This is a genomic window from Nocardioides luteus (genome assembly GCF_015752315.1).
GTDB lineage: Bacteria > Actinomycetota > Actinomycetes > Propionibacteriales > Nocardioidaceae > Nocardioides.
In genome coordinates, this window is record NZ_JADOVJ010000001.1 from 5,444,375 (window position 1) to 5,464,603 (window position 20,229).

The following is a 20,229-nucleotide window of genomic DNA, read 5'->3' on the forward strand; positions in this document are numbered from 1 at the left end:
TCAGGCCTTCCGGAACATCGAGAGCATGCGGCGGGTCACGGCGAAGCCACCGAAGATGTTGATGCTCGCCAGCAGCGTGGCGATGCCCGCGAGCACGAGCACCACGTTGTCGGCGACGGTGAGCTGCAGCAGGGCACCGACCACGACGATGCCGGAGATCGCGTTGGTCACCGACATCAGCGGGGTGTGCAGCGCGTGGTGCACGTGGCCGATCACGTAGAACCCGATCACCACCGAGAGCGTGAGCACGGTGAAGTGCCGGGTGATTTCGGCGGGAGCGACCGCGTTGAGCAGGAAGAGCGCGAGCGCACCGGTGCCGACGAGCGCGAGCTTGGCACCGGCGGAGAGCGGCTTCTTCTCCTCCTTGACCGCCACCTCGGCGGGCTCGGCCACGGCGGGAGCCGCCGACACCTGCACGGGCGGGGGCGGCCAGAGCACGCCACCGTCGTGCACGACGGTCAGGCCGCGCTGGACCTGGTCCTCGAGGTCGAGGGCGAGGACGCCGTCCTTCTCGGGCGTCACCAGCTTCATCAGGTTCACCAGGTTGGTGCCGTAGAGCTGGCTGGACTGCGCGGGGAGGCGCGCGGGCAGGTCGGTGTAGCCGATGATCGTGACGCCGTTGGGCGTGGTGACGACCTCGTCCTTGACGGTGCCCTCGACGTTGCCGCCCATCGCGGCGGCCATGTCGACGATGACCGAGCCGGGCTTCATGGACGCCACGTCCGCGGCGGTGATCAGTCGGGGCGCGGGGCGTCCCGGGATCAGCGCGGTGGTCACGATGATGTCGACGTCCTCGGCCTGCTCGGAGTAGATCTCCGCGGCGCGCTGGTCGTAGGCCTCCGAGGTCGCCTTGGCGTAGCCGTCGGTCGACTTCTCGACCTCGACCTCGACCTTCAGGTATTCACCACCGAGCGACTTGACCTGGTCGGCGACCTCCGGGCGGGGGTCGGTCGCGCGCACGATCGCGCCCAGCGAGCTCGCGGCGCCGATGGCGGCCAGGCCGGCAACACCGGCACCGGCCACGAGGACCTTCGCCGGCGGCACCTTGCCCGCCGCGGTCACCTGGCCGGTGAAGAAGCGGCCGAAGTGGTGGGCCGCCTCGACGACGGCGCGGTAGCCGGCGATGTTGGCCTGGCTGGAGAGGATGTCCATGGACTGCGCCCGCGAGATACGCGGCACCGCGTCCATCGCGAACGCGTCGACCTTGCGGGCGGCCAGGGCGTCGAGCAGCTCACCGCTCTGCGCCGGCGCCAGCGGGGCGACCAGCGTCGCGCCGCTCTTCAGCAGCTCGACCTCGCCGACGGAGGGGGCGTTGACCCGGAAGACCAGGTCGGCACCCCACGCGTCGGCGGCCGTGCCGATGCGGGCGCCGGCCTCGGCGTACGCCTCGTCCGTGAAGCTGGACGCCTCCCCGGCGCCACTCTCGATGACGACGTCATAGCCCAGGCCGGTCAGCTGTTTGACGGTCGCGGGGGTGGCCGCGACCCGGGTCTCCCCGGGCTTCGTCTCTCGGGTCACTCCGATGAGCATCCTCGACTCCTTGGGTCTAGCTGCGCAGTGTCTTCAGTCTCCAGCATGGTGGGATCCCGGTCAGCCGATCAGCGCGTGACCGATTCATGACCGGCGCGGGTCCGGAACCCCACCGTGCTGGTTACCGGCCGGTAACGGTAGGGCAGATCAGCACGTGGACACCAGGGTTGCCCGGTTGTATCGGTCCAAGACCTGTGGTCTTCCTCACGGTCTCACGGCCACGTCCCAGCGGAGAGCCGCGCCGTGGCCCTGGAACCAGCCGACCGCCCGTCCGTCGACCGCGAGACAGAAGTGATGGTCCGGGTCGGGCGGGTTCGGCGCACCGGCGGCGAGGGACGGAATCACCCGCGGGCCCTCGAGGCTGATCCAGTGGCAGCGGCCGGCCGCCACGAGCGTACGCATGCGGTGCTCGAGGCGGGCGCGATCCTGCTCGTCCAGGTAGGCCGCGGCCGCGCTGTGATGGACCACCGGGGTGCCGCCGGAGGCGGCGGCGATCTCCAGCGCGTCGTCCAGCCGGTCGAGCATGTCGCCGGCAAGGAGCCGGGGTGGCTCGGCCCGGGTCGTCTCGATCGCCGCGGCGAGGCGGTCGCGGCGCTCGTCGTGGCCCGGCCAGATCAGGGTGAGCAGCCACCTGATGTCCTCCTCGTCGGTGACGTCGAGCGGGTTGAGGTCGATCCCGACGCGAGCGGTGATGCGCGGGTGCGCGGCGGGCACGGGGACCGGCCCGTCCGACGGGATCCGGAGGACCGGCCCGCCGGAGCCGCGGAGCTCGCCCGCGCCGTCCCAGAGGTAGTCGTAGCGGTCGGGGTAGAGGCAGAGCCCGGCGCTGGCGCCGAGCTCGACGAGGGCGAGCGGCCGGTCCCCGAGCATCCCCAGTGCCGGGGTCAGCGCGGTCAGCCGGGCGACCTCGTTGGTCTGCGTACGCCGCGCCAGGATCGTCTCGCGCATCAGCGGCCACTCCGGCCCGAGGAGCATGGCCCGGAGGTCGGCGTAGGGCCCGGGCTCGAGGCCGTGCCACCGAGCCGCCGCGAAGACGAGGTTGGCCTGCTGCTTCAGCGTCGGCAGGTCGCTCAGCACCCGGAGCACCTCCGGGTCGTCGGCGACGGCGCTCGCCCAGGCGAGGTAGCAGGGAGAGGTGGACATCTCGGCGGCATGGAGCAGGTAGCTCCCCCGGATGTCGGTCAGGTCGTTCAGCGGCAGCATGGCGGCTCCTCCTCGGACGGGTCGGAAGCTCACCGTGCCGCCGCGGGGCCGGGTGGCGCGATGTCGATCGAGTCGACATGGCGCCGGAGCCGCTCCGTGGGCGAGAGTGTGGTCGTGACGGAGTGGATCACGACGCGGGAGGCGGCTCAGCGCCTCGGGGTGAAGCGCACGACGCTCTACACCTACGTCAGCCGGCGCCTGCTCACCCGGCGCCGCAGCGGCGGCGAGAGCCTGTTCGACCGCGCCGAGATCGACGCGCTGGCCAGCACCCGCCACCATCCCGGCTCCCCGCTCGGCGTGCTGCCGATGCGCTCGGTCCGCTCGAGCGTGAGCGAGGTACGCGAGGGTGAGCTGTTCCTGCGCGGCGTGCCCCTGGCCGACCTCGCCGACGAGCCGTTGGACGAGGTGGTCGATCTCGTCCTGGGTCCGGCCCCGTCGGTGGCCGTCGAGGTGCCGGACCACCTGGCCGCGCTCCCGCTCCACCGACGGCTCCCCGCACTGGCCCAGTGGGCCGGTTCCCACGGCGAGTGGGTCAGGCCCGCCGCGGCCGCCGGCGTCGCCAAGGACCTCCTGCGGGCGGCGCCTCTCGCACTCGACGGCCGCGCCGACCAGGACCGCCCGGTTCCCGAGGCGATCTTCGCCGCCGTCGCCGGGCGCCCGGGAAGCCCGCGGGAGGTGGCCACGCTCAACACCACGCTGGTCGCGCTCCTCGACCACGGCCTGGCCGCATCGGTGGTGGCGGCCCGGGTCGCGGCTTCGGCTCGGGCCTCGGCGTACGACTGCCTGGTCGCCGGCTATGCAGCCCTCTCCGGGCAGCTGCACGGCGGGATCGGCCGGTCGGCTCTCGCCGTGCTGCGGGACGGCCCGCCGGCCGACCCGAGCAGCCCGGTCCCCGGCTTCGGGCACTGGCGCCATCCCGAGGGCGACCCACGAGCCGATGCGATCCTGGCTCGGCTCGCCCTCGTCGACGGCTCCGCGCCGACTCTGTCTCGCCTGGCCGAGATAGCCGCCCGCACCGATCGCCGGCCGAACATCGACGGGGCGCTCGCGGCCCTCGTCCTCACCTGCGAGCTGCCCGACGCCGCCGCGGAGGTGTTCTTCCAGGTGGGCCGTACGGTCGGCCTCGCCGCGCACGTCGCCGAGGAGTCCGAGGAGAACCCGCTGCGCTGGCGCGCGACCGACCCCACCGCCTGACCCCCGCATCAGCCCGCGGCCGGCCGCTCGCTGTCGAGCTGGTCCATGAACTGAGCGGGGTAGCGGTCGCCACGAGCGGCACCGACGGGCACCGCGGCGTCGATGCGGGCGAGGTCGGCCTCGTCGAGCATGACCGCGTTCGCTCCAGCCATCGAGTCGATCTGGCTCACCCGACGCGAGCCGATGACCGGGACGATGTGCTTGCCCCGGGCCGCGACCCAGGCGATGGCCAGCTGCGCCAGGGTGACGCCCTTGGCCGCGGCGATCTCCTCGAGGGTGACCAGCAGGGCGCGGTTGTGGTCGAGGTTGTCTCCCTGGAACCGCGGCATGTGCGCGAGCGCGCCGCCGAGCGCGCCACTGCCGCCGATGAGGCCGCGGCCGAGGACGCTGTAGGCGGTGATGCCGATGCCCAGCTCGTTGCAGGTGTCCAGGATGCCGTTGGTCTCGATATCCCGGCTGAGCAAGGAGTACTCGATCTGCAGGTCGCTGATCGGGGCCACCGTGGCGGCCCGCCGGATGGTGTCCGCGCTGACCTCGCTCAGCCCGATGTGGCGTACGTAGCCCGCCTCCACCAGCTCCTGGACCGCACCCACGGTCTCCTCGATCGGCACCTGCGGGTCCAGGCGGGCGGGGCGGTAGATGTCGATGTGGTCGGTGCCGAGCCGCTGCAGCGAGTAGGTCAGGAACGACTTGACCGCCTCGGGACGGCCGTCGAACCCGACCGGCAGCCCGACCGGGGTGAGCAGGGCGCCGAACTTCACCGAGAGCACCACATCGTCGCGGCTGCGCTCACGCAGCGCCCGGCCGATGAGCATCTCGTTGTGCCCGGCGCCGTAGAAGTCGCCGGTGTCGATGAGGGTGCCGCCGGCGTCGAGATAGGCGTGGATGACGCGTACGCCCTCCTCGTCGTCGACCGCGCCGTAGGCGCCGGAGAGGCTCATCCCGCCGAGCGCGGGAGAGGAGACCTCCGGTCCGGTGCTGCCGAGGCGGCGCTTCTGGAACTGTGTCTGGGCTGTCTGTGAGTTCGTCATGCCTCCACCGTGCGGGCTTTCCGAGACGTACGGCAGGGCCGGTTCATCCAGGGACGGCTTCTCCCTGGCTGAGGCTCGGCTCCGGATCGATACTGGTCGGTGTGACCGACCGCAACGCACTCGCCGACTTCCTGCGCCGACGGCGGGCGCTGATCCGCCCGGCCGACGTCGGCCTGCCCGAGGGCATCCGCCGGCGTACGCCCGGCCTCCGCCGCGAGGAGGTCGCGATGCTCGCCGGTGTGTCTACCGACCACTACACCCGGCTGGAGCAGGCCCGCGGGTCGGCGCCCTCGGAGTCCGTGGTCAACGCGGTCGCCCGGGCGCTGCAGTGCGACCTCGACGAGCGCGACCACCTCTACTACCTGGCCGGGATGACCCCACCGCCCCGCCGAGGCCACGTACGCCCCGGGCTCATCGCCCTGGCCAACCGGCTCACCGACCTGCCCGTGATGATCTGCAACGACCTCGGCGAGGTGCTCTTCACCAACCCGATGGCCGACCTGCTGGTGGGACACCTGCGCGGCAGCGGAGGGAAGACCGAGAACATGGTGTGGCGCTGGTTCACCGACCCGGCCTTCCGGCAGATGCCCGAGGAGGACTGGGACCGGATCTCGGCCGTCCACGTCAGCGACCTGCGCGCGACCCACGCCCGTCGCGCCGGCGACCCCGACGTCACCGGCCTCGTCGACGACCTGCTTGCCGCGAGCGCGGAGTTCCGCGAGCTCTGGGAGCGCCACGAGGTGGGCGTACGCCGCGCCGACCGGAAGACCTTCCTCCATCCCGAGGTCGGTGCCGTCGAGGTGCGCTGCGAGGTGCTCTTCAGCGAGGGGCAGGAGATCCAGCTGGTCGCCTACTTCCCCGCCGAAGGCACCGATGCGGCCGAGAAGCTCGACCTGCTCCGGGTGATCGGAACCCAGGCCTTCTCCTAGGCCACCATCGCAGAGCGCGGCGCGGCCATCACCATCCTCAGGATGACGAATCGCACCAGGGTGGCGGCGGCGTTGGCGACGACGAGCACCACCAGCTCGGTGGGTCTGGCCGGCATCGGGGCGGCCAGGTGGAGGAGCGCGAGCGAGCCCGACGTCAGCGCCAGCCCCAGCCCGAAGGCCAGCAGCCCGGCGACGTGATGCCTGACGGCACCCTGCCGCACGGTGATCCCGAAGGTCAGCCGGCGGTTGGCCGCCGTGTTGGCGACCGCGGTCACCAGCAGGCTCACCAGGTTCGCGATCTGGGCGTCCACCGTGACCCGGAGGAGGGAGTAGAGGACGACGTACGCCAGGGTGCTCATCGCTCCGACGGCGGCGAACCGCATCAGCTGCTCGGGCAGGCCTCGCTTCGGGCCGGGAACGATGGCCTCGTTCAGCGCGGCCACTCCGCGCAGGTCGATCCGTCCTGACACCAGTCCTCTCAGGAGACGGGCGACACCGCGGAGGTCCTCCTTGACCGTCGCGGCGATGTCGACCCTCGAGTCCGGATCGTCGACCCAGTCCACCGGCACCTCGTGGATGCGCAGGCCGGCCTCGGAGGCGAGCACGAGCAGCTCGGTGTCGAAGAACCAGCTGTCGTCCTCGACCAGCGGGAGCAGCTTCTCCGCGACGTCCCGGCGGACCGCCTTGAAGCCGCACTGCGCATCGGTGAACTCCGCGGAGAGCACCCCGCGCAGCAGCAGGTTGTAGCCCTTGGACAGGAGGTCCCGCTTCGGGCCGCGCTCGATCCGGCTGCCCCGGGCCAGCCGGGACCCGATGGCGACGTCCGAGTGTCCCGAGAGCAGCGGGGCGAGCAGCGGCGGCAGGGCCCGCAGGTCGGTGGAGAGGTCGACGTCCATGTAGCCGACCACCTCCGCCCGCGAGGTGGACCAGGCCGCCTTGAGCGCCCTTCCCCGGCCCTTCTCGTTGAGGTGGATCGCCCGGACCCGGGTGATCTCGGTCGCGAGCCGCTCCGCGATCTCCCAGGTGGCGTCGGTGCTGGCGTTGTCGGCGATGGTGATGGTCGCGGGGATGGGCAGGGTACGCAGGTAGCCGTCGAGGCGGCGTACGGATGCCTCCAGGTCCTTCTCCTCGTTGTGGACCGGGATCACCAGGTCGACCGCCGTCAGCAGCCGCTTCCCGTCGAGGACCCACCCTTCGTTCGAGAGCTCCGTTCCCGCGGTCACGAGGCGTCCTCCGTCAGGTCGTAGACGGTGCTGCTGCCGATGGTGGTCCGGGTGAAGTTCTCCTCCACCCAGGCGCTGATCTCGGAGGCGCTGGAGGTCTCGTCGCCACCGCCTCTCATCCCACCCATCCCGCCGCCGGCGATGAAGTAGTGGATCTTGCCGTCGGCGACGTACTCCTGGAACTGCTCGAGCGTGATGCTGTTCGAGGTGCCGTTGAAACCGCCGATCGCCATGACCGCCTCGCCGGTCTCCAGCTGGAGGCCGGCCGCGGTCTGGGAGCCGATCGTCGCGGCCACCCAGGTGTATTTGCCGGCGTTGGTGCTGACCGCCTCGGCCAGCTCCTCGTCGACCTCGCCGCCGCCCATCATCCCGCCGCCCCGCATGCCGCTGGGCATGCCACCGCCGTCCCCGCCTCCCGGCAGCTGCTGCGGCTGGCCCTGGGCTCCGCCGGGGGCACCGTTCGGCGGCGCACCGATGACCTGGCCGCCCGGACCACCACCGGGCATGGCCCGGCCGCCGCCCATGCCGCCCATCCCGCCCTCGTACGGCCCCGCAGTCACGATCGAGCCGGTGTGAGCGGTGCCGATCGTCTGGAGGGCGTACGCCGCCGGCCCGATGCCCAAGGTCACGGCTGCCGCCGCGAGCGTTGCGCCCGCGGCCCGGCGGGTGAACCTGTCCGCGAGGACGAACGCGGCGGCGAGCCCGAGACCGATGATCAGGACGGGCCAGCGCAGCGCGTCGTACGGCTGCTCGCCCGACTGCCCGAGGAGCACCCAGCCCCACACGGAGCTGCCGGCCATGGCGACCGCCAGGGTGGCCCGGGCGAGGAGGCTGTCGCGGTCGCGCCACATGACGACCGTGCCGACGACCGCGGTGACCGCGATCCACGGAGCCAGCGCGACCACGTAGTAGTCGTGGTAGATGCCCTCCATGAAGGAGAAGACCAGGCCGGTGACGAGCATCGTGGCGCCGCTGAGCATGAGCGTGGCGCGGGTCAGATCGGTGCGGGGCGCCTTGCGCAGCGCGACGAGCCCGGTCACGAAGAGGAGCAGCGCCGCGGGCAGCAGCCAGGCGACCATGCCGCCGGAGACGCCCTGGAACAGCCGCAGGATCCCGGCCCCGCTGGAGAAGCCGGCGTTGCCGAGGCCGCCGTAGTCACCGCCGTTGAGGCGGCCGACGCCGTTGTAGCCGAGCGTCAGCTCGAGGAGCGAGTTGCCGGTCGAGCCGTCGATGTAGGGCCGCCAGGACTCCGGGATGAGCTCGACGACCGCGATGTACCAGCCGGCACTGACGACCATCGCGGCGAAGCAGGCGATGCCGTGCGCCATCCTCCTCGCGAAGGTGCCTCGGCCAGCGATCAGGTAGACCACCGCGATCGCCGGGACGATCAGGAACGCCTGCAGCATCTTGGCCAGGAAGCCGAAGCCGAGCAGCACCCCGGCCAGCACCATCCACCTGCCCCTGCCGGTCTCGATCGCCTTCAACGTCGAGAACCCGGCACCGACCAGCATCAGGAGCAGCAGCGCGTCCGGGTTGTTGAACCGGAACATCAGCGCCGCCGCCGGCGTCAGCGCGGTGAAGGCCCCCGCCGCGATCCCCGCCTGCCACGGCGCGACCTTCCTGACGAGGCCGTGGACCAGGCCGACCGTGGCCACGCCCATCAGCGCCTGCGGGACCAGGATGCTCCACGAGGACAGCCCGAAGATGCGTACGGACAGGCCCATCACCCACAACGACGCCGGCGGCTTGTCGACCGTGATCGAGCTGCTCGCGTCGAGCGCCCCGAAGAACCACGCCTTCCAGCTCTCGCCGCCGGCCTGGGCGGCCGCGGAGTAGTACTGGTTGGCGTATCCCGACTCCGACAGCGTCCACAGGTACGCGACCGCGGTCAGGGCGAGCAGGATGATCAGGGACGCCCGCTCGGGGGTCGGGCGCCATCGGCTTGTCGGGGGTGTCGGCTCAGGCGCCTGACTGGTCGGTGGGTCCAGGAGTTGGGTCATGCCGACGAGGCTCCGACGTGGGTCTGTGGCGGCCTTACGACGAGACTGTGAGCGTCCTGTGTGCTGCGGTTCACAGCGGTTCGGCCCGGCAGCCGAAGGCCTCGCCTTGACTCCGGGCGATACCCGGAACACCATCGAGTCAGGCTCGACGACGCGCCGTACGTGTTGGAGATCACTCCCCGACATCCTCCCAAAACGAGAACACGTTCTAGGATTGAGCGTGAAACTCGCGTACGGCCACGTAACCACCTGGCGGAACGGATTCGGAGGGTTACACGACCCCCTTTAGGCTTGCCTTAGTACTCCACGGAAGGTTGAACTCCCTTATGCGTGACATCCGCGTTGCGATCGTCGGTGCCGGCCCGGCCGGCATCTACGCTGCCGACATCCTCACGAAGGAGCACCCTGGTGCGCGCGTCGACGTCATCGAGCGTCTGCCTGCCCCTTACGGCCTGGTTCGCTACGGCGTGGCTCCTGACCACCCGCGAATCAAGGAGATCATCAAGGCTCTGAAGCGCGTCCTGAACCAGGACAGCATCCGGTTCATCGGCAACGTCGACTTCGGCACCGACCTCAAGCTCGACGACCTGCACCGGTTCTACGACGCCGTCATCTTCGCCACCGGCGCGATGGCCGACCGCGAGCTCGACATCCCGGGGATCGACCTGCCCCAGTCCTACGGCGCGGCCGACTTCGTCAGCTGGTACGCCGGACACCCCGACGTCTCCCGCGAGTGGCCCCTCGAGGCCGAGGAGGTCGCCGTCCTCGGCGCCGGTAACGTCGCGCTCGACGTCGCCCGCATGCTGGCCAAGCCCGCCGACGAGCAGCTGGTCACCGAGGTCTCCGACAACGTCTACCAGGGCCTGAAGAAGAACCCGGCCAAGACGATCCACGTCTTCGCCCGCCGCGGCCCGGCCCACATCAAGTTCAGCCCGATGGAGCTGCGCGAGCTCTCCCACTCCCCGTCGGTCGAGGTAGTGGTCGAGGAGGAGGGCTTCGAGATCGACGAGGCCGGCGAGAAGGCGATCCAGAGCCACAAGGCGACCAAGCTCGTGGCCGACATCCTCCTGAAGTACATGGAGGCCCCCAGCGCCGGCAAGCCCCACAAGATCGTCATCCACATGATGCAGAACCCCGTCGAGATCCTCGGCGAGGACGGTCGCGTGGTCGCGCTGCGCAGCGAGAAGACCGAATACAACGGCGACGGCACCGTCTCCGGCACCGGCGAGTTCACCGACACCCCGGTCCAGGCCGTCTACCGCGCCGTCGGCTACCTCTCCGAGGCGCTCCCCGACGTGCCCTTCGACGGCGAGAACGGCGTCATCCCCAACGATGGCGGCCGGGTCCTCGGCCTCAACGGCGAGCACATCAACGGGACGTACGTCACCGGGTGGATCAAGCGCGGACCGGTCGGCCTCATCGGCCACACCAAGTCCGACGCCAAGGAGACCATCGACAACCTCCTCCACGACCTCGACAAGCTCGAGCCGGCCGAGCACGCCTCGCCCGCGGCGGTCCTCGAGCACCTGTCCGGCAAGGGCGTCGAGTTCACCACCATCGAGGGCTGGGAGAAGCTCGACAACCACGAGCGCTCCCTCGGCGAGGCCCAGGGTCGCGAGCGGATCAAGGTCGTCCCGCGCGACGAGATGATCCAGATCTCCAACGCCTGACCAAGCGAGTACGCAGCGGGGCCGGCCATCCACAGAGATGGTCGGCCCCGCTTCTGTTCCGCGGCTAAGCCTCGGCAGAAAACGGGTTGTGAACGTCGACCCCCGTCGATGCGAAGTCCTTGGTGTTGCGGGTCGAGACCGTGAGCCCGTGCTCAAGAGCAGTCGCGGCCAGAAGCGAGTCCACAGCCGGCAGCGGTCGCACCGAGTTCAGCTCGCCCCAGCGATCTGCGACCCGGGCAGTGATCGGCAGCACCTGGTCGTCGTACTGCTCCACGAGCCCTTCGATCCAGACCGTCAGCGCCTGTGCCGCGACCTCGTCACCTCGTGCCGCTAGGCGAGCGGCTCCCGCCCGCAGCTCTCCTACCGTCAAGACGGACAGGTGAACCTCGTCGGCTCCGAGCCCGTTCACCCACGCGACGACGGCCGGGTCAGGGCGCTTCTTCCGAAGCTCGGAGACCACATTCGTATCGATCAGATACCTCACGCCATCCCCTCGAGGTCAAGCTCTCGGAAGTCTGAACGGTCGCGATCGAGATCGAGGTCGTCACCCTTGGGCACATCCAGCAAGTACTCGGACAGTGGCCGTCGTGGCTGAGCGATCCGTCGGTAGTCATCGATGCTCAGCACGACGGCAATCTCCTCGCCGTGCTTGGTGATCAGCTGCGGGCCGCCAGCAGTCGCCTCGCGAAGCACCTCACTGAACCGTTGCTTGGCCTCTTGTACTTGCCATGACATCGACCCACCTCCTTCATCTAGACAGACTAGACAGAGGGGCCACCAGATGCAACCGAGGAACCGCACTCGAGCGCGTCAACCAAAGGTTGACGCATCACGATCGTCAACCTAGAGTTGACGTGTGGTCACTTCTGAATCCGGCCCCGCACACCGGCATCGCCAGATGGCCGAATCGTTCGGTGCCGACGTCGATCGCTACGACCGAGCCCGGATGGCCTATCCCGACGAGCTGATCGCCCGGATCATGGAGCACTCCCCAGGTGTCGACCTGCTGGATGTCGGGTGCGGGACCGGGATCGAAGCCAGACAGCTTCAGGCGGTCGGCGCAACCGTGCTCGGCGTCGAGCCGGACGCGCGGATGGCGGCGTACGCACGTTCGCGCGGGCTCGCCGTGGAGGAGTCGCGGTTCGAGGACTGGGACACCGCGGGGCGCACGTTCGACACCGTCATCGCGGCGCAGGCCTGGCACTGGATCGACCCCGTTGCCGGCGCAGCGAAGGTGAGGGACGTGCTGCGTCCCGGCGGGCTGTTCGCAGCCTTCTGGAACGTCTACGAGCCGCCCGCGCCGGTGGGCGATGCGCTTCTCGAGGGCCTGAGGCAGGTCGTTCCCGACCTCCCTCTCGGCCTGGGCGCCATGAAGCAGGCGGACAAGACGTACGAAGCGGGTGCCCGGCAGGTCGGCGAGCGCTTCGTCGAGCTCGGCGGGTTCGCCGAGCCGGAGCCTTGGCGCTTCTCGTGGTCGCGTGACGTCACGCGCGAGGAGTGGCTCGACTTCGTGCCGACCCAGGGCTTCCTCACCCGGCTCTCCGCCGAACAGTGTGCGCCGGTGCTGGAGGCGGTCGGTGCGGCTATCGACGACCTCGGCGGCGCGTTCACGCTGAACACCGTCACGGTGGGAATCGCGGTCCCACTCCGGCGCGTGCCATGACCCGACAGTTCCGATCACCTAGGAGAAACGTATGACCAGCACCCCAGACCCCGCCCTCAAGGCCGTACGCCTCGACACCCTGATCGACTCGATCAAGAAGGGTCGGTCCGAGCCTCTGGACCAGCTGGCCGACGCGATGGTGGTCGGCGAGCACCTGGGCGAGGTGGCCGACCACCTGATCGGGCACTTCGTCGACCAGGCTCGCCGCTCCGGCGCCTCCTGGACCGAGATCGGGACCCGGATGGGGGTGACGAAGCAGGCGGCGCAGAAGAAGTACGTGCCGAAGGCCGGCGATCACCCGCTCGACCCGAACGCCGGGTTCGCGAAGTTCACCCCGCGCGCCCGCACGGTGGTCGTCGCCGCCCAGGCGGAGGCGCGGAAGGCCGCGAACGCGGAGACCGGCGTACCTCACCTCGTGCTCGGTCTCCTCTCCGAGCCGGAGGGGGTGGCGGGCCACGCGATCCGGGCGCAGGGTGTGACCCTGGAGGCCGTTCGCGAGGTGGCGACCGCCGCGACCCCGGAGCCCTACGGCGAGGTCGGCGAGATGATCCCGTTCACCGCCGACGCCCGCAAGGTGCTCGAGCTGACCTTCCGCGAGGCCCTCCGGCTCGAGCACTCCTACGTCGGCACCGAGCACATCCTGCTCGCCCTCCTCGAGCACGAGGACGGCGCCGGGATCCTCCACGACGCCGGTGTCGACAAGGAGGCGGCCGAGCAGAGCATCACCTCGATCCTCGACTCGCTGAAGGTCGACTTCGCCTCGGCCGAAGCCGACGCCAGCGCAGCGGAGTAGTCCGCTACCTGATCTGAGGGACCGCCGGCACGAGCAAAGAGCACGTGCCGGCGGTTTCGCTACGTTCCGAGGATGCCTCGCAGTCTCGCCCGACTCGTCCTCGGCATGGTCCTGGCCACCGCGGTCGTCACCGTCCCTGCCTCGATGACGACGCCGTCGGCCGAGGCGGCCTGCCGGCCGGCGCTCCAGTCGCTGACGCTCGCGAGAGGCACCGTGGTCGGAGGCACGTCGACCACCGCCACGGTCCGGCTCACCTGCCGGACCCCGAGGCGCACCAAGGTGGTGCTGTGGGCGAGCACCGGCATCCGCGTGCCGGCGTACGTCTACGTCGCAAGGGGCCGGAGCACGACCACGGTCACCGTCCGGACCTCACCGACGACGGTCCGCAGCAGCGGCAGGGTCAAGGCGGTCCACCGCCAGGTCGTACGCCGCGCCACGCTGATCCGCACGGTCACCCCGTGCTACCCCACGCCGGTGCCGACGGCCGTGGCGCTGCCCACCTACGTCCACGCCGGCCAGACCGCCACCGGGACGGTCACGCTGGACTGCGTCGCCCGGACCTCGCTGACGGTGAGCCTGACCTCGAGCTCGTCCTGGGTCACCGTGCCGGGGACGATCACGGTCGCGGCGGGGCGGCGTACGGCCTCGTTCCGGGCCGTGACCACGGCGCCGTCGGTGGGGTCACTTCCTGCGTTCGACGTGACGATCCGGGCCACCCGCAACCGGAAGAGCGCCGCCCGGGTGATGCAGGTGCGGCCGGAGATCCGGCCGTTCCGGGCCGGGGACCGGTTCATGGTGAACGAGCCGGTGCTGACTCCCGAGGGGACCGACGGCTGGGTGCGCGGCACGCTGCGGATCACCCTGGACCATCCGGCGCCGCCGGGCGGGCTCGACGTGAACGGCTCGATCATCCCCGAGGGCGGGACCTGGACCGAGGTGACGATCTATCACCACCCGTATCCACCCGACTCCCGGGTGACGGACCACCTCACCATCAGCGACTCCGCCGGCAACGTCCTGCTCCACGAGGACTTCACCTACGTCGTCCATCCGGCCCCCTGAGGGTCCCGAGAGTCCCTGACGTGTCGGAGCAACACCCCTGTGCCCGAATCACGCCAGGGACGTTTCAGGCGCCCGCGGGCGCGAGCACGATGTCGAAGCGCACCTTCGACCAGGTGCCGTCGACGGCACGGCCGTCCGGCGTCGGCGTCCCGGCGGCCTGCCGCTCGAACTTCTTGATCAGCGACTCCTTGACCCCGAAGACGGTGTCCTTCCAGCCGATCGGGTCGCCCTCCGGGAAGATGTGGGTGACCAGCGTGCGGCACCCCTCGTGGGTGACCATGAAGTGCAGGTGCGAGGCCCGCAGCGGCGAGCGCCCGACCGCGGCCAGCATCTTGCCGACGGGGCCGTCGTCGGGGATCGGGTACGGCGTGGGCGTCAGCCCCCAGAACCGGTAGCCGCCCTCGGCGTCGGTGAACAGGTGCGCCCGCGCGGCCCGCGCGCCCGCGTCGCGCTGGACGTCGTAGAGCCCGTCCTCGTCGGCCTCCCAGACCTCGATCTTCGCTCCGACCAGCGGCTTTCCGTCCGTGTCGGTGACGGTCCCGACGACCCAGCACGGTTCGCCCGGGGCCCCGAAGGCCATGTCCCCGCCCAGCTCGATCGCCGGGGAGTCCTCCACGAAGAACGGCCCGAAGACGGTGGCCTCGGTCGCGTCGGCGTACGCCTCGTTGTTGATGTTGATCGTCTGCATCGAGGCACCGAGGGTGTCGGAGAGGAGGATGAACTCCTGGCGTACGTCGTCGGTGATGTGGCCGGCCGCGGTCAGGAACGCGATGGCCGCGCCCCACTCCTCCTCGGTGAGGCGTACGTCGCGGATGAACGCGTGCAGGTGACGCGTCAGCGAGACCATGACCTCCTTCAGGCGCGGGTCCTCGCAGGCGTCGAAGGACGCGACCACGGTGTCGACCAGGGTCTGCTCGACGGCCTCCTGCTCCGGCGATACGTCGCTCATCAGCTCTCCTCTCCCGACCACGCCGCGGTCAGCAGCGCGGTCAGGTTCTCCTCGGTGACCGGGGTCGGGTTGTTGTCGGGGATGGCGGCCATGATCGGCGCCACCGCCTTGGCGATGCCGTCCTCGGGCATGCCGTAGTCCTCGAGCGCCTTCGGCGCCGACAGCGTCCTGCGCAGCCCCGCCAGCCCTTCGACGGCGCTCGGCGCCCCGAACGCCGCCGCCATCCGCGCCTCCGCCTCGGGGGCGTTCGGGGCGTTGAAGGCGAGCACGTGCGGGAGGACGACCGCGTGGGTCTGGGCGTGCGGCAGGTTGAACATGCCGCCGAGCACGTGGCAGATCTTGTGGTGCATCCCTGACCCGGCGGACGTGAACGAGACCGCTGCCAGGTAGGCGCCGTAGAGGGTCTCCTCGATCCCCTCGACGCTGGCGGAATCGCGCGCGACCTTCGGCAGCCCACCGGCGAGCCCGCGGATCCCCTCGGCGGCGTTGACCTGGTCGATGGGATCCACCCGCGGGCCCCACATCGCGTCGACGCAGTGCGCGAGCGCGTTGAGCCCGCTGGCGACGGTCATCTCGCCGGGCAGCGTGGTCAGCAGGGAGGCGTCGTAGACGACAGACCGCGGCAGGACCCGGGCATCGACGCCCGTCGTCTTCGTCTCGCCCGAGGTCAGACCCCAGACGTTGGTCGCCTCAGACCCGGCGTACGTCGTCGGGACGGCCACGATCGGCAGCCCCGTGGTGAGCGCGACGGCCTTGGCCAGGCCGGTGGTCGAGCCACCGCCGACGCACACCAGCGCGTCGACGGCGGCCTCGGCCGCCCGTTCGCGCGCCCGCTCGGCGACCTCGACCGGGACGTGCATCACGACCTCGTCGTGCCGCAGCGCGACCGGTACGTCGGCCGTCACCCGGGCGGCGAGCTCGGCCTCGCGCTCGCCGGCGACGACCATCACCCGCCGTGCGCCGAGCTCGTCGATCTCTGCCGCCACCGCGGCGGGCGCCTCGCCGGTGGCGAAGCGGACCCGCTGCGGCAGCGACTCGTGCGTGAACTTCATGCGATTCCCCCGCCCGGCCCGAACGATCAGGCCTTGCCCAGCAGCGTCGCGACCGCCTCGCCCAGCGCGGTGCCGGGGTCCTCGGGCAGCGACATGGCACGCCAGGCGATGTGCTTGTCGGGGCGGACCAGGATGGCGCCCGACTCCTCGACCTCGCGGAGCTTGGCCCAGTCGAAATAGAGGTCGGTGACCGGACGGCCGGGCCCGATGACGACGGTCTGGAGCGGGATCCCGAACTTCGTCCGGGCGGCCTCTGCCGCGTCCTCCCATGCCTCGCCGGCGATGCCGGTGATCAGCGTCCACTGGGTGTAGGGCGCGAGGTCGAGCATCGCGTGCTTCTCCACGTTGTCACCGACCCAGGCGTGCGGCAGGTGCGCACCCGGGGAGGTCGACATCCGGTGGTAGAGGTCCTCGTCCTCGGTCGGCGCGGGCCGGCTGCCGTCGGCGAGGATCGCGTTGGACTCGTAGAACTGGCCGAGCTCGACGCCGTGAGCGTTGAACTCGTAGTTCTTGCGCTCCATCGCGGTGACCAGGGCGGCCCGCTTGGCAGCACCCTCGGGGGTGTTGGCCTTGCGCTCCTCGATGGCCCTGGCCATCTCCTCGCCCTCGAGACCGACGACGCCGAGCGCCTCGAAGAGCTCGCCGAACTCGCGTGCGGACTGGTTGGCGCGGGTGACGATGCGCTTGGCGACCGGGGCACGCTCGGCGGAGTAGGACTCCAGGAGCGACGGCTCGGCATAGCCCTGGAGCACCGCGGCGAGCTTCCAGGCCAGGTTGTAGGAGTCCTGGATCGAGGTGTTGGAGCCGAGGCCGTTCGACGGCGGGTGCCGGTGGATGGCGTCGCCGGCGCAGAAGACGCGGCCCTTCTGGGCGTGGGTCGCGTACATCTCGTTCACGCCCCACAGCGAGTAGCCGGTCACCTCCGGCTCCAGGTCGGGCATGCCGAGCAGGTCGCGGATCACGCCGACGGCGTACTCCTCGGTGAGGTCGGGCGGCGGCTGGTTGATGTCGTAGCCCCACACGATCAGCCACTCGTCCCACGGACGGACCATCCGGACCAGGCCGGTGCCGATGCCGCCGACGTTCGAGCCCGGCTGGATGACCCAGTAGAGGACCGAGGGGCGGTGGTCGACGAGCTCGGAGAGGTCGGCCTTGAACGTGATGTTCATCGACCCGGCGATGTCCATCGCGCCCTCGAGCGGGAGGTCGATGTCGGCGCCGACCTGGGTGCGGGCGCCGTCGGCGCCGATGAGGAACTTCGACCGGATCTTGTACTCGTGGCCGGTCAGGCGGTCACGGGCGGTCGTGGTGACGCCGTCCTCGTCCTGGACGTGCGAGACGTACTCGGTGGAGAACCGGGTCTGGGTGCCGCGCTCGGTGGCGTTGCGGACCAGGATCGGCTCCAGGTAGGTCTGCGGGATGTCGACGGTCAGGCACGGGCTCGCCAGCTGGTAGTCGGCCTCGCGGTCGGGGCGGGTGCCCCAGGTGCGGATGCGGCCGATCTCCTCCCCGGCGATGCTCGTGCAGAAGACGGTGTCACCGACCAGCTCGTGCGGCGTCGCGTCGGCGAGCACCTGCTCCTCGATACCCAGGTCGCGGAAGATCTCCATCGCGCGCTGGTTGGTGATGTGCGCCCGCGGGGTGTTGGCGGTCCAGCGGTACTTCGTGATCATGATGTTGTCGACGCCGAGCTCGCTCAGGAAGAGCGCGGCGGACGCGCCGGCCGGACCGGAACCCACGACGAGCACGTCGGTGGTCACGACATCCTCGGTCTCGGGGATCTCGGTCTCTTTCTGGCCGTCGTCGAAGACTGGCATTTCCTCACCTTTCCGAGACCGCGGTGGGGTGTGTGATCGCAGTCTCAGGGCGAGTCTTACCGGCCCGCGCGGGCGGCATCAAAGGTGGACCCGCCGGTTGGCGGAAATGCGTACGCGACTAGGCCGCGAGCCACTGAGTAACGGCGGCGATCGTCGAGTCCGGCTTCCGGGCCCACTTGAAGTGGTCGATGCCGGGCTCGTCCAGGTGGACCCGCTCGACCTCGAGCCCGGGCATCCGCCGGTGGATCTCGTCGACCGTCGCGCTGGGTGCCAGCCAGTCGCCCTCGATCGAGACGACGAGCGCGGGCTTCGCCAGCGCTCGCATCTCCGCCGTGAGGTCGCGGGCAGGGCTGCCGAAGCGGAGACGGCCGGTGCGGGCGTACCGGGCCCATTCCTTCATCAGCGTGCGCGCCTCGCGCCCGGCGAACTTGAGCTGCGTGCCGGGGAAGTGGCCGACGACCCGGCCGATCAGGCCCATCGCCTGGCTGGCGACCAGGAAGCCGGGGCCGTAGTTGCGCCAGTAGGGCGTCTGCGACGCGACGTAGATCAGCCCGGCGACGCGGTCGGGGTGGAGCGCCGCGTAGGCGCTGGCAGCCTGGCCGCCGAGGCTGTGCCCGAGGACGTACGTCGCCCCGGCCGCGGCCGGGACCAGCTCGCCGAGGCGGTCGACCGCGGCGGCGATGTCGTCGACCAGGTCGGCGTAGCCGAAGTCGTAGCCCCAGCCGGCGACCCGGCCACCGCTCTCCTCGTGGCCGCGCTGCTCCATCCGCCCGACGTTGATGCCCGCCTCGGCGAAGGCCACGATCAGCTTGTCGTAGTAACCCGCCGGCATGCCCATCGCCGGCACCACGAGCACCGTCGCCGCGTCAGGGTCCGCCGCACGGACCACCGTCAGCGTGAAGCTGGTGCCTTCCGAACGCTCGATGACGTACGCCTCGGGTGTGGTCGTGGGGGACGAAGTCTCGGTCACACGGGCGATGTTACCCGCGAGTAGAACCGTCGGGTAGTCGGGGAGCAAGCGGTCGGTTACGCGCGAGTAGACCGACCGTTTGGTCCCCGACTACCGGCTCAGGCCGCCCATCGATGGCTCAGCAGATGGCGGCGCTCGTCTTTGGAGAGTGCTCGTCGCTCGGCCACCGTCACGGTCGAGGTCCACCATGCCGGCGGATCCAGTGTCCAACGTCTCGGCCCCGCCGCCGCTCGTGCCCGCTTCCGTGCAGCCAGGGTGCGGGCCTTGAAGCCTGACGGATCACCCAGGTCGGCGGAGACCATGGTGACGTACTCCAGACCAGCACCGCGCAGATCTTCCTCACGCCTGATGTCTTGGGCACGCTGCTTGCCCTCGAGGTGCAAGGAACCGTCGTACTCGCCCACGACACCGGCCTCCAGGTCGAGTAGGTCGGGCGTGGCGAGATGCCGGCCGGCGTGGTCGAACACCGGGTGGTTGCACACGACATCGCGGATGCCGAGCTCCTCCCACGCGAGTCGGAGGTCGACCTCGGGCGGCGACCACGCGTTCTCGTCGACGAAGGGGAGCGCGTCCCGGATCTTCGCGATTCCGGTCCAGCCGCGGTGCGCATCTGCCCACGCGGCGATCTCCGCGATGGAGACCAGGTCGTGGAATGCCACCATGTCGTGGGCCCGCACCGCCGCCCGCCGATCGCGGGCGTAGCGCATCTCGAAGGTCACCGACCGCACCGGGATCGTCACTCGCACGCCGTCGACCACCTGGACGTCGGAGGGGAGGAGTCGCTCACCGCACACGGTGATGCCGGGACGTGACACCAACGAGTGGGCCGTGGCGGCCACGGTCACCGGCCTGGGTCGACCGGAGGCGTCGCGGCCGTCGAACCACGTGCATCGCATCCACGCCAACGCCGCCCACCCTGTCAGCGCCGCATGCGCGGGAAGCCGCACCGATGCCTCGAGCGCTCGCTGCATCGGCGCATCGGCATCCACATCGGCCGGCACGTAGAACCCGTGGCTGCTGCGTCGCCACCCACGCCCCCGAGCCTGGCGCGGAGTCGGGCCGGCCTCTCCAGTCGGGTCGAGGCGCACCGGCTGCACCACAGCAGGCCGCGCGGAGGAGTATTCCGGCGGTCGGAAGTGAGGA

General features: G+C 70.6%; 18 protein-coding genes. 6 read left to right on the forward strand and 12 right to left on the reverse strand.

All coding sequences use genetic code 11. The annotated features are described in order from the left end of the window. Together HD557_RS26060 and HD557_RS26065 are read right to left on the reverse strand one after the other, a co-directional pair. On the reverse strand, positions 1-1,530 hold the full coding sequence (locus tag HD557_RS26060) for a Re/Si-specific NAD(P)(+) transhydrogenase subunit alpha (protein ID WP_196876006.1): 1,530 nt from the start codon (positions 1,528-1,530) through the stop codon (positions 1-3). Positions 1,531-1,734: 204 nt separating this feature from the next. Further along, the gene (locus HD557_RS26065) at positions 1,735-2,733 is read right to left on the reverse strand and encodes a DUF2332 domain-containing protein (RefSeq protein WP_196876007.1); all 999 of its coding nucleotides are present in this window, start codon (positions 2,731-2,733) and stop codon (positions 1,735-1,737) included. A 114-nt stretch (positions 2,734-2,847) separates the two neighbouring features. Here HD557_RS26065 and HD557_RS26070 point away from each other — a divergent pair, with 114 nt between their 5' ends. Beyond that, positions 2,848-3,927 (forward strand): citrate synthase, encoded by a 1,080-nt coding sequence (locus HD557_RS26070; protein ID WP_196876008.1) that lies wholly within the window; start codon positions 2,848-2,850, stop codon positions 3,925-3,927. Between the two features lie 8 nt (positions 3,928-3,935). Here HD557_RS26070 and HD557_RS26075 read toward each other — a convergent pair whose 3' ends face one another. Next, positions 3,936-4,958: an aldo/keto reductase gene (locus HD557_RS26075; protein ID WP_196876009.1), complete on the reverse strand. Its 1,023-nt coding sequence runs from the start codon at positions 4,956-4,958 to the stop codon at positions 3,936-3,938. Between the two features lie 101 nt (positions 4,959-5,059). On the opposite strand from HD557_RS26075, the gene HD557_RS26080 reads away from it, so the two are divergent. Continuing rightward, complete coding sequence (locus HD557_RS26080) at positions 5,060-5,887, forward strand: helix-turn-helix transcriptional regulator (RefSeq protein WP_196876010.1); 828 nt, start codon at positions 5,060-5,062, stop codon at positions 5,885-5,887. Here HD557_RS26080 and HD557_RS26085 read toward each other — a convergent pair. Continuing rightward, a complete protein-coding gene (locus tag HD557_RS26085) occupies positions 5,884-7,110 on the reverse strand; it encodes a glycosyltransferase (RefSeq protein WP_196876011.1) in 1,227 nt (408 codons plus the stop codon). The two genes, HD557_RS26080 and HD557_RS26085, sit on opposite strands and share 4 nt — an antisense overlap. Beyond that, on the reverse strand, positions 7,107-9,110 hold the full coding sequence (locus HD557_RS28845) for an ArnT family glycosyltransferase (protein WP_196876012.1): 2,004 nt from the start codon (positions 9,108-9,110) through the stop codon (positions 7,107-7,109). The genes HD557_RS26085 and HD557_RS28845 overlap by 4 nt, the downstream gene beginning before the upstream one ends. 326 nt (positions 9,111-9,436) lie before the next feature. Between HD557_RS28845 and HD557_RS26095 the strand changes: the two genes are divergently transcribed. After that, positions 9,437-10,780, forward strand: a complete 1,344-nt coding sequence (locus tag HD557_RS26095) for an FAD-dependent oxidoreductase (RefSeq protein ID WP_008355789.1) — start codon at positions 9,437-9,439, stop codon at positions 10,778-10,780. A gap of 64 nt (positions 10,781-10,844) precedes the next feature. Here HD557_RS26095 and HD557_RS26100 read toward each other — a convergent pair whose 3' ends face one another. Both HD557_RS26100 and HD557_RS26105 read right to left on the reverse strand, forming a co-directional pair. Next, positions 10,845-11,264, reverse strand: coding sequence for a type II toxin-antitoxin system VapC family toxin (locus HD557_RS26100; RefSeq protein ID WP_008355787.1), 420 nt, complete (start codon positions 11,262-11,264; stop codon positions 10,845-10,847). After that, complete coding sequence (locus tag HD557_RS26105; protein ID WP_008355785.1) at positions 11,261-11,515, reverse strand: type II toxin-antitoxin system Phd/YefM family antitoxin; 255 nt, start codon at positions 11,513-11,515, stop codon at positions 11,261-11,263. Before HD557_RS26105 ends, HD557_RS26100 begins: the two co-directional genes overlap by 4 nt. 163 nt (positions 11,516-11,678) lie before the next feature. On the opposite strand from HD557_RS26105, the gene HD557_RS26110 reads away from it, so the two are divergent. From HD557_RS26110 to HD557_RS26120, 3 genes are all read left to right on the forward strand, one after another. Beyond that, the gene (locus HD557_RS26110; protein WP_231380468.1) at positions 11,679-12,443 is read left to right on the forward strand and encodes a class I SAM-dependent methyltransferase; all 765 of its coding nucleotides are present in this window, start codon (positions 11,679-11,681) and stop codon (positions 12,441-12,443) included. A gap of 31 nt (positions 12,444-12,474) precedes the next feature. Continuing rightward, on the forward strand, positions 12,475-13,236 hold the full coding sequence (locus tag HD557_RS26115) for a Clp protease N-terminal domain-containing protein (protein WP_196876014.1): 762 nt from the start codon (positions 12,475-12,477) through the stop codon (positions 13,234-13,236). Positions 13,237-13,308: 72 nt separating this feature from the next. Then, the gene (locus HD557_RS26120) at positions 13,309-14,298 is read left to right on the forward strand and encodes a hypothetical protein (RefSeq protein ID WP_196876015.1); all 990 of its coding nucleotides are present in this window, start codon (positions 13,309-13,311) and stop codon (positions 14,296-14,298) included. Between the two features lie 64 nt (positions 14,299-14,362). Here HD557_RS26120 and HD557_RS26125 read toward each other — a convergent pair whose 3' ends face one another. From HD557_RS26125 to HD557_RS26145, 5 genes are all read right to left on the reverse strand, one after another. Further along, on the reverse strand, positions 14,363-15,247 hold the full coding sequence (locus tag HD557_RS26125; protein ID WP_008355777.1) for a dioxygenase family protein: 885 nt from the start codon (positions 15,245-15,247) through the stop codon (positions 14,363-14,365). Continuing rightward, entirely contained in the window at positions 15,247-16,299 is a 1,053-nt protein-coding gene (locus HD557_RS26130) for a maleylacetate reductase (protein ID WP_196876016.1), read from the reverse strand. Before HD557_RS26130 ends, HD557_RS26125 begins: the two co-directional genes overlap by 1 nt. Positions 16,300-16,325: 26 nt before the next feature. Continuing rightward, positions 16,326-18,116 (reverse strand): FAD-dependent oxidoreductase, encoded by a 1,791-nt coding sequence (locus HD557_RS26135; RefSeq protein ID WP_196876017.1) that lies wholly within the window; start codon positions 18,114-18,116, stop codon positions 16,326-16,328. Between the two features lie 118 nt (positions 18,117-18,234). Further along, complete coding sequence (locus tag HD557_RS26140; protein WP_196876018.1) at positions 18,235-19,086, reverse strand: alpha/beta hydrolase family protein; 852 nt, start codon at positions 19,084-19,086, stop codon at positions 18,235-18,237. 98 nt (positions 19,087-19,184) lie between these two features. Beyond that, complete coding sequence (locus tag HD557_RS26145; protein ID WP_307785711.1) at positions 19,185-20,087, reverse strand: hypothetical protein; 903 nt, start codon at positions 20,085-20,087, stop codon at positions 19,185-19,187. Between the last annotated feature and the right edge of the window lie 142 nt (positions 20,088-20,229).

Bases quoted from the DNA above. Each gene is read 5' to 3' on its own strand.
- HD557_RS26105 (WP_008355785.1), bottom strand. From the start codon at position 11,515: ATGTCATGGCAAGTACAAGAGGCCAAGCAACGGTTCAGTGAGGTGCTT.
- HD557_RS26130 (WP_196876016.1), bottom strand. From the start codon at position 16,299: ATGAAGTTCACGCACGAGTCGCTGCCGCAGCGGGTCCGCTTCGCCACC.
- HD557_RS26060 (WP_196876006.1), bottom strand. From the start codon at position 1,530: ATGCTCATCGGAGTGACCCGAGAGACGAAGCCCGGGGAGACCCGGGTC.
- HD557_RS28845 (WP_196876012.1), bottom strand. From the start codon at position 9,110: ATGACCCAACTCCTGGACCCACCGACCAGTCAGGCGCCTGAGCCGACA.
- HD557_RS26115 (WP_196876014.1), top strand. From the start codon at position 12,475: ATGACCAGCACCCCAGACCCCGCCCTCAAGGCCGTACGCCTCGACACC.
- HD557_RS26110 (WP_231380468.1), top strand. From the start codon at position 11,679: ATGGCCGAATCGTTCGGTGCCGACGTCGATCGCTACGACCGAGCCCGG.
- HD557_RS26065 (WP_196876007.1), bottom strand. From the start codon at position 2,733: ATGCTGCCGCTGAACGACCTGACCGACATCCGGGGGAGCTACCTGCTC.
- HD557_RS26120 (WP_196876015.1), top strand. From the start codon at position 13,309: ATGCCTCGCAGTCTCGCCCGACTCGTCCTCGGCATGGTCCTGGCCACC.
- HD557_RS26135 (WP_196876017.1), bottom strand. From the start codon at position 18,116: ATGCCAGTCTTCGACGACGGCCAGAAAGAGACCGAGATCCCCGAGACC.
- HD557_RS26075 (WP_196876009.1), bottom strand. From the start codon at position 4,958: ATGACGAACTCACAGACAGCCCAGACACAGTTCCAGAAGCGCCGCCTC.
- HD557_RS26095 (WP_008355789.1), top strand. From the start codon at position 9,437: ATGCGTGACATCCGCGTTGCGATCGTCGGTGCCGGCCCGGCCGGCATC.
- HD557_RS26125 (WP_008355777.1), bottom strand. From the start codon at position 15,247: ATGAGCGACGTATCGCCGGAGCAGGAGGCCGTCGAGCAGACCCTGGTC.